Raw genomic sequence first — 13,870 nt, 5'->3', positions numbered from 1 at the left:
AGGCTGCCCGCATGCGGCTGCTGCGCTCCACCGACCTCGCCCTGCGGGTCCTGATGCGGCTCGCCGTCGCGGGCGGGCCGAGTCCGACGACCCGGGAGGTCGCGGCCGGCATGGACGTGCCGTACACCCACCTGGCGAAGGTCGTCGCCGAGCTCCAGCACATGGGCCTGCTCCAGGCCCGCCGCGGCCGGGGCGGCGGTCTCACCCTCACCGAGCAGGGCCGGACGGCCTCGGTCGGCGCCGTGGTCCGCGCCTTCGAGGGCGGGGGCGACGTCGTCGACTGCGAGGGCCCGACCCCGTGCCCCCTCAACTCCGCCTGCCGTCTGCGCGGCGCTTTGCGCCGGGCCCAGGAGGCGTTCTTCACCTCACTGGACCCGGTCACGGTGGAGGACATAGTGGCGGAGCCGACGGGCGCGCTGCTGCTGGGGATCTCGCGGGGCCCCGGCCCTCAGAACACCCTCTAGTACTCCGGTCCTGCTGGAGTACTAGGCCTGCCCCGCCAGCCACAGGTCCGGGCCGAACACCTCGTAGTGGATGTCGGCGGGGGCCACGCCCTTGGCGATCAGCTGGGTCCGCATCGCCCGCATGAACGGGAGCGGGCCGCACAGGTACGCGCGCGTGCCCGGAGCGAGTGTCACGCCGGTGAGGTCGGCCAGGCCGGTGCGGGCGCCCGAGGGGGCGTCCTGCTCGTACCAGAGGTGGACGGCAGCGTCCGGGAGCTTGGCCGCCCAGGCCTCGTGGTCGGCGCGCAGGGCGTGGGTCGCGGGGGAGCGGTCGGCGTGCACGACGGTGACGGGGGCGCGGTGCCCGGACTCGGCCAGGTGCGCCAGCATCGCGGTCATCGGAGTCACGCCGATGCCCGCCGAGGCCAGCAGCAGGGGAGTGTCGGGGCCGGCGTCCAGGACCAGGTCGCCGTACGGCTCGGACAGCTCCAGGACGTCGCCCACCTGCACGCGCGCGTGCAGGCGGCCTGAGACCTCGCCGTCGGGAGCGCCGGGCTCGCGCACGCGTTTCACACTGATCTGCCGCAGGTCCGGGCCGGGAGCCCCGGAGAGGCTGTACTGCCGTATCTGCCGGGCCCCGTCGGCGAGGGCGACGCGGACGGAGACATACTGGCCGGCCAGGAAGTCCCGCACCGGGCCGCCGTCGGCCGGCCGCAGCCGGAACGTGGCCACGTCGTCGGTCTCGGTGACCCGTTCGACGACCTCCCAGGCCCGCCAGGTGGGCCCGCCGCGCTCCTCGCGCAGTCGCCGCTCCACGGCGATCAGCGCGTTCGCCATCAGCCAGTAGACCTCGTCCCAGGCGGCGGCGACCTCGGGTGTGACCGCGTCGCCCAGCACCTCGGCGATGGCCGCGAACAGGTGCTCGTGGACGATGCCGTACTGCTCCGGCGTGACGCCGAGCGAGGCGTGCTTGTGGGCGATGCGGTGCAGCATGGCGTCGGGCCGCTGCTCCGGGCGGTCCAGCAGGTGTGTGGCGAAGGCGGCGACGGAACCGGCCAGAGCCTGCCGCTGGGTGCCGGAGGCCTGGTTGCCCCGGTTGAACAAGTCGCGCAGCAGCTCCGGGTGGGCCGCGAACAGCCCGGCGTAGAAGCGCTCGGTGATCGTGCCGAGGGCCGCGCCGACGGCGGGGAGTGTGGCGCGGACGGTGGCGGCGGACTGTTCGGACAGCATCGGGGGCTCCTCAGGGCTCGACTGTACGCACGCTATTTAAAGTTGCATATGAGATGCAAATTAAGCGCGTGGCGCAGCGCAGGGAACCGGCCGTTACGGATGCCGGTGCGAGCAGGCACTATGGGCGGCAGAGCAGTCCACCTGCCGTACGTGAGGCGTTCTCCCCCGGGCCGGCCGGGCGATCATGGTCCGCAACGCGTACGAAATGGAGGTGTGGTGGGATGCTCAGGTGCCCGACCGCCTCCCGTGGTACGGAAGAGAAGGCGGCCTGACCAGCAAGGATGGGGAAGCGGAAGATGGACAAGCAGCAGGAGTTCGTGCTCCGGACGTTGGAGGAGCGCGACATCCGGTTCGTACGCCTGTGGTTCACGGACGTGCTGGGCTTCCTCAAGTCCGTCGCCGTGGCCCCGGCCGAACTGGAGCAGGCCTTCGACGAGGGCATCGGCTTCGACGGCTCCGCGATCGAGGGCTTCGCCCGGGTCTACGAGTCCGACATGATCGCCAAGCCGGACCCCTCGACCTTCCAGATCCTGCCCTGGCGTGCGGAGGCCCCCGGCACGGCGCGCATGTTCTGCGACATCCTCATGCCGGACGGCTCCCCGTCCTTCGCCGACCCGCGCTACGTGCTCAAGCGCGCCCTGGCCCGCACCTCCGACCTGGGTTTCACCTTCTACACCCACCCGGAGATCGAGTTCTTCCTGCTGAAGGACCGCCCGCTGGACGGCTCCCGCCCCACCCCGGCCGACAACTCCGGCTACTTCGACCACACCCCGACCAACGTCGGCATGGACTTCCGCCGCCAGGCCATCACCATGCTGGAGTCCATGGGCATCTCGGTGGAGTTCTCCCACCACGAGGGCGCGCCGGGCCAGCAGGAGATCGACCTCCGCTACGCCGACGCGCTGTCCACGGCCGACAACGTCATGACGTTCCGCCTGGTCATGAAGCAGGTGGCCTTGGAGCAGGGTGTGCACGCGACGTTCATGCCGAAGCCGTTCTCGGAGCACCCGGGCTCCGGCATGCACACCCACCTCTCCCTCTTCGAGGGCGACCGCAACGCGTTCTACGAGTCGGGCTCGGAGTACCAGCTCTCCAAGGTCGGCCGCTCCTTCATCGCGGGCCTGCTGCGGCACGCGGCGGAGATCTCCGCGGTCACCAACCAGTGGGTGAACTCCTACAAGCGCATCTGGGGAGGCGCGGAGCGCACGGCCGGTGCGGGCGGCGAGGCCCCCTCGTACATCTGCTGGGGCCACAACAACCGCTCGGCGCTGGTCCGGGTCCCCATGTACAAGCCCGGCAAGACGGGCTCGGCCCGGGTGGAGGTCCGCTCCCTCGACTCCGGCGCCAACCCGTACCTGGCGTACGCGCTGCTGCTGGCCGCCGGCCTCAAGGGCATCGAGGAGGGCTACGAACTCCCGCCGGGCGCCGAGGACGACGTCTGGGCCCTGTCCGACGCGGAGCGCCGCGCCATGGGCATCGAGCCGCTCCCGCAGAACCTCGGCGAGGCGCTGACCCTGATGGAACGCAGCGACCTCGTCGCCGAGACCCTCGGCGAGCACGTCTTCGACTTCTTCCTGCGCAACAAGCGGCAGGAGTGGGAGGAGTACCGGTCCGAGGTCACGGCGTTCGAGCTGCGGAAGAACCTTCCGGCGCTGTAGGCGCAGGTCAGGGTGGGCTTTCCGCAGATGCGGTGGATGGGGTCGACGGTCGCGCACCGTCGGCCCTGTCGCGTTTACTGGTCCTGGGCCGTCTCTGGGCCGTCGCAGTGCTAAACCTCAGCCCCAAGCCGTCTCCGACCGCAGTCCGAATTATTCGATTTCGCTGACAGCTGCGGTTTGTTGCTGGTATGAAGTCCACCGTGGCTTTGAGTGCGTATGAACGGAAGGCACGCCTTACCCCGGGCATGCTAGGGATTGCGCCTGTCACCATCACTCTCGTTGCGCTCGGCCTGAAGGCTTACCCAGCTGTGCCTGTAGCGCTTGGGGTACTCTCCGTTACGGTTGGTGGCTATGCGCTGTCGGTCCTGGTAGGCAACGCAGGGCGGCGAGCCCAGGACCGCATGTACGAGCGATGGGGCGGCCGACCTACGACGCAGCTGCTGCGCACCCGCGATGAGAGCAGTAACCCAAGACAGCGAGACATCTGGCGGCAGGCGATCGAAGAGGTCACCGGAGTGCAGTTGCTGAGTAAGCGGCGGGAAGCGGCAAATTCTGTGGCCGCTGATCACGCCATCGAAGCCGCCACCGATCAGGTGCGTTACCTCGGCCAAGACCCTCGCTTTCCGATGGTGGCCAATGAGAACGCCGCATACGGCTTTGAGCGCAACATGTGGGGATTCCGCTGGGTGGGTCGCTATGTGGCCCTAGTTTGCTTGGCAGTCATCGGGTTGACCTGTCTCTTGGCGAGGTATACCTCCTTCCATGTGTCCGCAGGAGCTGCAATTAGCGGTGCCGTAATCAATGTCATGATCTTGACCGGGTGGTGCCTCTTTCCGTCTGAGGAACGAGCGAAGGAGGCAGGGTTCCGCTACGCCCGCCAGTTGTTGCATGCGGTTACTCAGGTCAGTCGGACCGAATCGTCAAGCGCCACAGAGGAAACGCAGGAGGATTCCTAGGAGATGTCCCACGTAAAGTCTTTCGCTATCGGCAACGGTGATATGTATTACATCCGCCACGGTAGCGACAACTTCACTATTATCGACTGCTCGCTCCCACCGGAGCGGATTGGCAGCATCCTGGCGGAGATCTCCACGCAGTCAGAAGACAAGGGTATTACGCGCTTTGTCTCGACGCATCCTGACCAGGATCACATCGGTGGTCTCGTTGAACTGGATGACCATGTCGGTCTCCATAACTTCTACTGCGTGAAGAACGCTGCAACCAAGAAGGACCCGACTGCGGACTTCAAGCGCTACTGCTCGCTGCGCGACGACACCACGAAAGCTTTCTATCTCTACAAAGACTGCACGCGCCGCTGGATGAATCAGAGCAGCGAAAATCGGGGTTCGGCCGGGCTGAACGTGCTGTGGCCGATAACGTCAGATCCCGACTTCAAGAGCGCCCTTGCTGACGCGGCTGCTGGCATGACGCCCAATAACATCTCCTGCATTCTGCAGTACACGGTTGTGGATGGGCCGCGGATGCTATGGATGGGTGATCTCGAAACGGACTTCATGGAGAAGATCGAAGACAAGGTGGACATACCGAAAGTGGATGTCCTGTTCGCGCCGCATCACGGTCGCACGTCGGGCAAGGTGCCGCGGGCGTGGCTAGAACTCATGGATCCAGGGCTGGTGGTGATCGGTGAAGCCCCCTCGGAGTATCTCCATTACTACGCGGGCTATAACACCATGACCCAGAATTCTTGTGGCGACATCTTGTTCGTGACAGGCGACAAAAAGGTGCACATCTATGTCGCTGATAACGCCTACAGCGTCAACTTCCTTGATGACGAAGGTCTTGATCACGAGGATGGTCTCTACTACATCGGCACTCTCGGATGTCACGAGAGGTAAAGTTGCAACTCATGATTGAGAAGGCGCGCCGGATTGCGCCTCGGTGCATGGCAGCCGCTCCTTCATCGGCACGGTGCGTCGGTGTCAGGTAGGAGAGTCACTCCGGGATAACCGATTCTCTTGTTCAGATATCCCGGAGATCTGGCACCTTCTGTTCTTCTTCTGTCTTGCGGTGAAATCAAGGCGACGTAGGTGCTTGGTACAGGTTGTCTACGGCGTTCCGAGCGCGCGCGTCGCTGCTCGGCATGAGATGGGTGTAAACCCTCAGGGTGAACCCGGGATCGTTGTGTCCGAGGTAGTGGCTCAGGGCCTTTATGTTCTCGCCGGCGTCCAGCAGGACCGAGGCGTAGAAGTGCCTGAGGGCGTGCATGCCGTGTTCGCGGGCGGCCTGATGGCGCTCGCCTGGCTTTGGCTGAGGGATCACCCCGGCCGCGACAAGGGCGACTTTCCATGCGCGGTCGTTGAAGTCGGTTCGCCGAACCGCGCCCGCGCCGTCGAGGCGAGTGAACAGCAGGCGCTTCGTGACGGGGGGACCGTCCACCCGGAGCCAGGGCAGGGTGATCTCTACCGGGGGGAACGCCTCGATGTGCTGCTTGAGCAGGTGCGCCACGCAGTCCGGCAAGGGGACGTCGCGGATCTTGTTTCGCTTCGGCGGGGCGAAGACGAGACCGTCTTTCGTCACCTTCACCTGGTTCGCGACGTGCAGCCAGCCAGAGTCGAAGCCGATTGCGTCGACGGGCAACCCGAAGATCTCCCCTTGCCGGAGTCCGCATCCGCCTCCGAGGTCGACCATCGCGCGGTAGCGCTCCGGCAGGGCCGCCCGCACGGCGAAGACGCGCTCTGCGCTCCACGGCACTACGCGGCCACTTCCCGCAGCAGGTGGACGCACCGATTGCGCGTGGCACGGGTTCTTCGACAGGTGGCCATCGTCCACCGCCGCGTTGAGAACCGTCGACACGTTGTTGTAGATCACGCGCCGGTACGACGACGCAGGGACGGCCCGTTCCAGTTCGCTGAGCCAATCCCGGATGTGTTCCGGCTTGAACGAGCCGAGAGGCCGCGGCCCCAGGTAGGGGATGGCGTGACCGCGAATCGCAGACTCCACCGACTCTCGTGTGGTCATGTCGGTGGTCTGCGTGCTCAGCCACTTCTCGGCGTACTGCCGGAACGTCACGCGGCTCGCGGCCGGGTCCACGTACTGCCCCCGGGACATGTCCGCCTCGATGTGGGCGAGCCACTGATCGGCCAGTCGCTTCTGCCCGTCCGGGAACGACTTGCTCTTCTCGGTGCCGTCCGGGCCGATGTAGCGGGCGCGGTAGCGCATCCCCGTGCCGTAGCGGTCCGTGCGTACGCGGCGGGGCTTGCCGGCCGCATCGGGTTCGGTCTTGTACCACCGGTCTTGGATGTGGCCTGCCATCAGGCAGTGGTCCTCTCGACATGCGGCAGGGAGAGCCGCGCGGGCGGCTCTCCCTGCTGTGTGGTGGGTGTTCGGTTAGGCGGCGGTGGCGTCGGCGTGCTTGCGCTGGTCGACGTAGGCCCGTACGTCGGCGGGGTCGTAGCGGAGGTGTTTGCCGATACGGAAGCCCGGCGGGCCGGTGCGCTTCTTGCGCCACTGGTAGACGGTCTCCAGGGGTACCTCGAACATCTCGGCGATGTCGTCGGGGGTGAGGTACCGGTCAGGGAGGCCACCGCGGAGAGTGGCGCGGGGGTCGAGGTCTCTCGGCTTTGCCATAGGAGCTCCAGGGCGCGGGCGTGGCCGTGTCTGTCCGAAGTGCGGATTTCTGCGTCATTGCGTCATCAGCGTCATTCGGGCTGATGACCTGCGGCTTTGCGTGACGCAGTGAAGTGGGGGTGCGTCACCGGGGCGTCATACGCTGCGTCATCGGGTGACGCAGATGACGCAGGATGACGCAGAGATGGCCGTCTGCGTCATGCCGCTAGCTGCAGGTCAGGGGCCGTTTCTCGGCCTGTATGACGCAGATGACGCAGGGTTCCTCCCCTTGGGACAAGGGAGGGGGTGGTGTCTGTTGTGGTGCGGTGCTGCTTCAAGCGTGAGGAGCGAGCCGCTCGCGCGGCGCGTCCCTTGCAGGGCGGCTGTCGCCGCCGAACAGCAAGAAGAGCACGCCCGGCAGTGGCCGGTGGTGCTCTTCTTGCTTGTCGGGCGACCGCGGGGGGCGGGTCAGAACATCTGCTTCTCCTGGTGGGGCTGTGGTGTCTGCAGGTGGGTCATTTCGAGGTAGCGGCCCTCGCTGGTGCGGCCCGATTCGATCAAGACTCCGCGGGCGGCGAGGGTGGGCTGGAGGCGCTTGAGCCGGTCGGAGAGGACCTTGCCCGTGGTCGGCCAGCCCTTGGGCAGGGGCCGCATGTCGTCGCCGCTGTAGAGGCGGCTGAGGCAGTTCAGCCACTCCGTGGAGGTCATCCGCTGCTCGCCGCCCGGTTCGATGGTCTCGGCGTGCTTGAGGACGGTCTGCGCGAGCAGGTCGCCCTCAATGACGTCGTCGTTGAGGTCGTCGAGGCTGCGCCGGTAGGCGGCGAGTGCTCCCAGGCCGGTTGCGGCGTCGAGCTGGGCGCATAGGTGCGCGAAGTCCGCCATCCGCAGATCGGTCGGGGTCTCTGCCTCAGCCGCGCGGACCTTGACCGTGAGGTCGAGCAGGGATCCGAGGATGACGGGCAGGGCTTCGGCGTACTCCGCCCACAGCTCCGCCTCTGTGCGCCGGACGCGGGGGCGTTCCATGCGCAGTGGCAGGAGGCGTTCGGCGAGGTCGGGGCGGATGACGCCGACGTCGATGCCGGTCAGGAGCATGGGGCGGCGGTAGCGGGCGCGGACCACGTCGCCGTCGGTGTACAGGGCGCGCTTGACGTTCTCGGCGCCGGTGACGATGCAGCACATCGCGTCTGACAGGTCCGGGGTCATGTGGGAGAGGTTGTCCAGGGCGGTTACCCATCCGGCGGCCACGGCCGCGATCAGGTTCTCCTCGTCCTTCGGTGCGCGGCGCAGGTCGCCGCTCATGCCCTCGATGATCCGCACGAGCATCCGCCCGCCCGTGGACTTGCCGGCGCCCTGCGGACCGGTGAGGAACGGCGCGGGCACGGGCACGGACGGACCGAGACAGCCGACCAGCCAGGCGATGGCCAGGCACTCGGTCTCGGCACCGGCGAAGTTGCACAGCCTCAACAGGGCGTCGATGCCCTTGCCCTCAGTGTCCTTGACCGGCAGGGGCAGCTCGCCCGTGAGCTGGGTGCGGCGCCAGCAGACTTCCCGCGGGTCGGGGATGGCGATGTCCCACCCGGTGGGGTGGATACGGACGGACTGCCCGTCGGTGCGGCCCAGGTCCAGCCACGTCGCTCCGTCGAACCCGGGCGCCACGCGGATGTGGACGGGCTGCACGTCCTCGGTCAGCGCAAGGGCCTCGATCAAGTCCAACGCCTCCTTGAGCGCCGTGCCGTTGAACACGCCCAGTCCGTCACGGTAGAGACCGACCATGAGTTCCTGGCGGTGGCTTCCCGTCGTGCCCTGCGAGCGGATCGGACGGGCCACGGGGTGGCCGTTCTTCTGCGCGTACACGGTCCCGTCGGCGGTGCGGAAGTACCGGAAGTTGGCCTGTGCGTAGTCGGTGATGACCTCACGGGCCGGGGCCTTGTCGTCGTCGGACATGCTCACAGTCCCAACCTGGTGCGGGCGTTGGTCCACGCGTCGGTGCAGTGCCGCAGCGTCTCGCCCTTGGCCTGAGCAGCGGCGAACAGCCGCGCCACGTGCGCCTCGGTGAGGCAGCCGCACCGGCCGTGCGTGGAGAGCACGGCCAGGAACGTGCGGTAGACGGTGGCGTGGACCGCGCTGCGGGCCTCGGTGATGCGCTGCTCCGCTATGGCGATGCCGCGCTCGATGTAGGCGGGCGTGCGGTGAGGGCACTCCGCCTCCCCGGCCGGTGCGGGGACAGTGAGGCCGTGAGGCGCCGGCCGGGCCGGGGAGGGCTCCTTCACGGCCAGCGCGCGGACGGTGTCGGGCAGGGCGGTCATGGTGCCGGTGCCGGGGCCGAGGTAGCGGGCGTAGGACATGGTCGACTTGATGTCGACGCCGGGCCGCACCGCGTTATGCGACGACATGACGCCCTGGTAGATCCAGTGCTCACCGCGGGTCGTCGCCACGGTCCGGGTGGGAGGCAGGGCGGTGCGGGCCCATGCGACGGCCGCCGCGTTGTCGAGGTCGACCACGGTCAGTCCTGCGGCGCCGGGATGGTAGGCGACGCAGACGGCCCGCCGCCACGCGGTCATCCAGGCCGGGGAGGTGAGCACGTCCGGATCGGTGGTGGCGGCGGCCCACGCGTGACAAGGCGCCGGGCAGACGCAGGCGCCCGCGCTTTTCATGTTCGGCCGACCGCCGCACGCGTTGTTCGCGCACTGCGGGCAGTTGCCGAACGGGGCCTTCCCCGCGCGCAGGGGCAGCACCGGCACACCGGTAGCGGCCAGCGTCAGCGCGGTCCGCAGGGGTTCGGGCAGCGCGCTCATGCCGCCGCGCCCTCGCCGGATCAGGGTCGGTTGCGTCATGCTGGATGACCTCCACAGGTCTGTTGGTGGCAGGTGGGCAAGGGCGGCCCCGGTCTTTGGCGAGAGGGGGCCGCCCTTGGCACATCTAGAAGGGCGGTTCGTCGCTGTAGTGGGTCGAGGTTCGGCGAAACCAGCGGGGCAGGGGCAGCAGGACCCAACGGCGGGTGCCGTCCCAGCAGATGCAGGGCTCCCAATCGGTGCCCGCGTACTCGCCGGTCTCGGGGTCGCCGTAGTCTCGGCTGATCCCGCCGTCGCCGTCGCACAGGGGACACTTCGGGTCGGGAGTGTCGGTGAGGACGACAGCCCGGCGGGGCCAGCGGATGAGCTGGACACGCAGTCGCATCGCCGTTCTCCTCAGCCGTGGAAGTGGTTGCGCTTGAAGACGGCTTTGCGGATGTGGACCGTGGTCCCGCCGCCCTGGTGGCTGCTTCCGCTGAACACCTGCAGAGCGATCCAGCCGCCGAAGATGACGGCGGCGAGGGTGATGAGCTGGGTGATGAGTGCGGTCAGGGCGGTGATGAACGTGGTGAGCAGCAGCAAGCCGCCGCACACCGCGAGGAACCCGACACCCCCGAGGGCGACGTTCACCGCCGTTCGGGAGACAGCCGGTTTGGCGACGACCGGTTCGGGCTTGGTGGGTTCGATGGCGTAGCCGGTGACTACCCGCCCGTCCGGGAGGACGACGCTCGTGACGGCCGGAACGGCGTGCGGCTGGACGGGGAGGAACGACACGGCCGGCGGGTGCACGGCGATGGGATGCGGCTGGTGGACTTCGACGGCCACGGGCGGCTCGGGGTGGGCCACGGGGGATCCCTCCGGAATGGCGGCGGGCCCGCGCCAGGGTGGCGGCGCGGGCCCGTGCGGGTGAGTGTCAGGGGGATGTCAGACGACGGTGTCAGGAGCGCGTGACACCGCGTCTGCCTAGGGGTTTGGGTGTCAGGCAGCCGTGACGCTGTCAGGCGTCACGCGGCCGTCAGGGCGGGGACGATGCGCCACCGGCCGGTGGTGTTCGTCGGCTCCAGACGGCCCTCCAGGGCGGCCTCCTTGAGTCGCGCGGAGACCCACGGGCGGGAGAGGTTGTTCCGGTCGCACCAGTCCATGAAGTCCTTGGGGCCGACGACCATGTGCCCGGCCCGCTCGAACTCCTCCAGCGCCTGAGCGAACAGGCGCCGGGCCTCCTCCGGCGACGGCTTGCGGCCGCTCTCCTGCCCGAAGATCGGGGCGTCGTCGCCCGGTTCATCGTCGGGGAGTTCGGCTTCGGGGTCGATGTCGGCGTCCTCGGGGTCGACCCGCGGCCCGTAGCTGGTGTCGTCCATGTCGTCCTCGTCGGGGGCGGCGTGCGCGGCTGGGGTGCCGCCGGGGGTGGGGCGGCCGGTGTAGGCGTTTCCGGCGACGCTGGAGGCGGCGCCGGCGGTGATGGGGTCGGCGGTGGCGCCGTTGCGCTGCGCCCAGTCGGCGAGGACTTCCATGAGGGAGACGGCGTTGGGGCCGAAGCCCCAGGTGCGTCCGGGTGAGGCGTAACGGGTCTCGTCGATGCCGGGGGTGACGAGGTAGCAGTAGCCGGGGCGGCGGTTGCCCCAGGCGCCAGGGTGGGCGCCGGCGTCCAGCACCGTGTCCGGCAGGGAGAACGACTCGTCGCGCGGGTCACAGCCGAGCGCGATCACGGACGGCAGCGAGGCGCGGGTGCTGGTGGACATCTGGTCGTAGGACGGCCGCTGGAGGGACACGACCAGCGAGACGCCTGCCGACCGGGCTTCCTGCGCGATGCCGGTGAACGCGTCGTCCCCGAGGTTGCGCAGCGTGCTGGCGGCCTCTTCCATCCAGGCCACCAGGTACGGCATGCCCGGGCAGCCGCACGCCCGGCCGTCCGCGCGGCAGGTGTGCGGGGGGTCGTGCTGCACCTGGGCCGCCGCGGGGACCCACTGGCGGTAGTTGTGCTGGCCCAGCCAGCGGGTCCGGGCGGGGATGACGGCCTGGATCGCTTCCACCATGACCTCGGTGGGGGTGCCGCCCTCGGCGGCCCAGTCGATGCCGGGCAGCAGGGGGCGGAAGTCCTGGAACATCTTCGGATCCGACAGCCACAGCAACACATCCCGCCGGGACAGGATCTCCGTCTGCAGGTTCAGGGCAGTCTCACCCTTGCCCGACCCGGTTCCGCCCGCGATGAGCACGTGGGTGCCGTTGCGGCCGGCGTCGGGGTCGCCGGGCAGCCACAGGAACATCGGGGAGCCGTCGTCGTAGCGGCCGATCACCAGCGGATCGGCAATCGAGCCGCCCAGGTTCGACGGACCCTCCCAGTACGCGGCCTCAGCGAGCATGTCCTCAGGCACGATGACCAGCTCGCCGCGACGGGAGGAGTCGGGGTCGGGCTGGTAGCGCACGGCGGAGGTGGGCAGGTCCAGCGCGGAGGCGATCCGGCCCAGGGCCTTGGACACGTCGTCGTTGGTCTGCTCACCGGCCTCCACCGCGAGCGGGGCGGTGACCCGGTTCGGCTCCACCTTGGCGTTGCCGATCTGCGCCCGCGCCAGGCCGACCTTCTCCAGCAGCCCCTTGTCCCCGCCCTCGGCGGTGGGAGCGTCGTTGCGGCGGAGGATCATGCGGATGTTCCACGACAGCGCCACCGCCGGGGCGCCCATCAGGTACAGGTCGGGCAGCGGGCCCGCGGTAGGCCCGGCCAGGCACGCGGCCGTGGTCCACGCCGACGCCGCGGCCACGGTGATGGCGGAGTGCAGGCGCCGCTGGGGAGTGGTGGCCTTTCCCATCCACCAGGTGGCGCCGGTGAGCCCGACGGAGGCGAGGGTCAGGCCGACCCCGGCCGCCGCGCTCTCGGCCCACTGGAGGCTGCCCAACCCGCCGGCGATCCCGATACCGGCGGCGGCCACCCACGGCGGCAGGTGCGGCATCGCGCGCTGCAGCAGGTAGCCGCCCACCCCGCCAGTGGCCTGGCCGGTAAAGAGACCGGGGCCGGTGTAGTCGGTGGTTCGGCCGTTGTCGGGGAAGTCCGTGTGCCGCACGCGGCTGTTGCTGTTCCTTGCCATGGGTTGACCTCCTTACTGCTGGGCCCAGTTCATGACGGGCTGTTGCGGCTTGCGGGCGCGGTGGCGCACGCGGTTGATCTCTTCCTCGAACTCCTGCTGGAACGTGGCGTAGCAGGCGGCGGCGTTCTTCGCGGCGCTGCGCAGGTCCTCGGCGGCGCGGTTCATCTTCCGGGCGACCTTCGCCGCGCGAATCCGGGAGCCGAATGCCCGGCCCTCGGGGTCCGGCACGGCCGCGAGCACACCCTTGAGGATCTCGGTTCCCATGGCGACCTCGATGGACAGGGTGACGGCCGCCGCTCGCAGGGTGTTGCAGTAGTTGCGCACCTGAGCCGGGGAGGTGAAGTCCGGGGCGGGAAGCAGGGCTTCGGCGTGCGGGCGGCGCCCGCTGGAGCCGCCTGCCTGCTTGGTGTTGTTCACGGTGACGTTGATCGGCGGGACGATCGAGCCGCCCAGGGCTCCGACGAACCCGCCGGCGGCGGCGCCGGCGTTGGCGAACTTGCCGGTCTTGGGGTCGTTCACGGGCCCGCGCGCACGACGCTGGCCGTTGGTGTTCTGCGCCATCAGACGATCTCTCCCTCAGGTCAGCGGGACGGGCGGATGATGAGCCAGGCGGTCTGCGTGGTGATCCAGATGAGCAGCCACAGCAGCGCGAGCGGTCCGGCGAGGGGGCCGAACCCGGCGGCCAGTGCGAGCCACACCGCGGCGAGCGTGGCGAGGGTGGCCAGGCCGATGCGCCAGGCGAGCGCGGTGCTGCGGGCATGGCGGCGGCGCTGCATGACCAGCAGCCACCCCAGCGGCACCGCCGCTACGGGGGCGATGACGAGGGAGGACCACCAGGCGATCACGTGCAGCAGCCCGGCCACCAGGAACGCGAGCACAGACAGGCCGGTCGGGGCGAGGGCCCGGCGGAACGTCCACAGGCCGCGGCCCACAAAGCCGAGGGCTTCACGGGTCAGGGAGGGGCGTTCGGGAACGACGATCACGAACGGGTCGGAGCGGCGGCCACGCTGGCGGGGGATGCGGACGGTGTGGATGCCCGCGGCCGTCTTCACGGAGCGGGTACGGGTACGGCTGGACACAGCGAAACTCCCGGTGAAGTC

At 69.0% G+C, this 13,870-nt stretch carries 14 protein-coding genes; 4 read left to right on the top strand and 10 right to left on the bottom strand.

What is annotated here, in order from left to right:
* Positions 1–11 precede the first annotated feature (11 nt).
* The gene (locus GTY56_RS11530) at positions 12–464 is read left to right on the top strand and encodes an RrF2 family transcriptional regulator (RefSeq protein WP_161362628.1); all 453 of its coding nucleotides are present in this window, start codon (positions 12–14) and stop codon (positions 462–464) included.
* Positions 465–485: 21 nt separating this feature from the next.
* Here the strand turns inward: GTY56_RS11530 and GTY56_RS11525 are convergent, their stop codons facing one another.
* Positions 486–1,673 (bottom strand): globin domain-containing protein, encoded by a 1,188-nt coding sequence (locus tag GTY56_RS11525; RefSeq protein ID WP_161362630.1) that lies wholly within the window; start codon positions 1,671–1,673, stop codon positions 486–488.
* Between the two features lie 296 nt (positions 1,674–1,969).
* Here GTY56_RS11525 and glnA2 point away from each other — a divergent pair, with 296 nt between their 5' ends.
* From glnA2 to GTY56_RS11510, 3 genes are all read left to right on the top strand, one after another.
* Positions 1,970–3,331: a gamma-glutamylpolyamine synthetase GlnA2 gene (glnA2, locus tag GTY56_RS11520; RefSeq protein ID WP_033312643.1), complete on the top strand. Its 1,362-nt coding sequence runs from the start codon at positions 1,970–1,972 to the stop codon at positions 3,329–3,331.
* A gap of 188 nt (positions 3,332–3,519) precedes the next feature.
* Complete coding sequence (locus GTY56_RS11515; RefSeq protein ID WP_161362632.1) at positions 3,520–4,287, top strand: hypothetical protein; 768 nt, start codon at positions 3,520–3,522, stop codon at positions 4,285–4,287.
* Positions 4,288–4,290: 3 nt separating this feature from the next.
* Positions 4,291–5,187, top strand: a complete 897-nt coding sequence (locus GTY56_RS11510; protein ID WP_161362634.1) for an MBL fold metallo-hydrolase — start codon at positions 4,291–4,293, stop codon at positions 5,185–5,187.
* Between the two features lie 178 nt (positions 5,188–5,365).
* Here GTY56_RS11510 and GTY56_RS11505 read toward each other — a convergent pair whose 3' ends face one another.
* From GTY56_RS11505 to GTY56_RS11465, 9 genes are all read right to left on the bottom strand, one after another.
* A complete protein-coding gene (locus tag GTY56_RS11505; RefSeq protein WP_161362635.1) occupies positions 5,366–6,604 on the bottom strand; it encodes a tyrosine-type recombinase/integrase in 1,239 nt (412 codons plus the stop codon).
* A gap of 75 nt (positions 6,605–6,679) precedes the next feature.
* Entirely contained in the window at positions 6,680–6,919 is a 240-nt protein-coding gene (locus GTY56_RS11500; RefSeq protein ID WP_161362637.1) for a helix-turn-helix transcriptional regulator, read from the bottom strand.
* A gap of 447 nt (positions 6,920–7,366) precedes the next feature.
* Positions 7,367–8,842 carry an AICE element replication initiation protein gene (locus GTY56_RS11495; protein ID WP_161362639.1) on the bottom strand — a complete coding sequence of 492 codons (1,476 nt, stop codon included), beginning with the start codon at positions 8,840–8,842 and terminating at the stop codon, positions 7,367–7,369.
* A gap of 2 nt (positions 8,843–8,844) precedes the next feature.
* Positions 8,845–9,732: a bifunctional DNA primase/polymerase gene (locus GTY56_RS11490; protein ID WP_161362640.1), complete on the bottom strand. Its 888-nt coding sequence runs from the start codon at positions 9,730–9,732 to the stop codon at positions 8,845–8,847.
* A gap of 85 nt (positions 9,733–9,817) precedes the next feature.
* Positions 9,818–10,075, bottom strand: a complete 258-nt coding sequence (locus tag GTY56_RS11485) for a hypothetical protein (RefSeq protein WP_161362642.1) — start codon at positions 10,073–10,075, stop codon at positions 9,818–9,820.
* Between the two features lie 11 nt (positions 10,076–10,086).
* On the bottom strand, positions 10,087–10,536 hold the full coding sequence (locus GTY56_RS11480) for a hypothetical protein (protein WP_161362644.1): 450 nt from the start codon (positions 10,534–10,536) through the stop codon (positions 10,087–10,089).
* A 158-nt stretch (positions 10,537–10,694) separates the two neighbouring features.
* The gene (traB, locus tag GTY56_RS11475; protein ID WP_161362647.1) at positions 10,695–12,770 is read right to left on the bottom strand and encodes a plasmid transfer protein TraB; all 2,076 of its coding nucleotides are present in this window, start codon (positions 12,768–12,770) and stop codon (positions 10,695–10,697) included.
* A gap of 12 nt (positions 12,771–12,782) precedes the next feature.
* Positions 12,783–13,331, bottom strand: coding sequence for a plasmid transfer protein TraA (gene traA, locus GTY56_RS11470; protein WP_161362649.1), 549 nt, complete (start codon positions 13,329–13,331; stop codon positions 12,783–12,785).
* A gap of 20 nt (positions 13,332–13,351) precedes the next feature.
* On the bottom strand, positions 13,352–13,849 hold the full coding sequence (locus GTY56_RS11465) for a hypothetical protein (RefSeq protein WP_161362652.1): 498 nt from the start codon (positions 13,847–13,849) through the stop codon (positions 13,352–13,354).
* Between the last annotated feature and the right edge of the window lie 21 nt (positions 13,850–13,870).

Origin of the sequence: Streptomyces sp. SID5643 (genome assembly GCF_009872555.1) — a bacterium.
Taxonomy (GTDB): Bacteria; Actinomycetota; Actinomycetes; order Streptomycetales; family Streptomycetaceae; genus Streptomyces; species Streptomyces iakyrus.
This window is presented reverse-complemented; position numbering and strand designations above follow the sequence as displayed.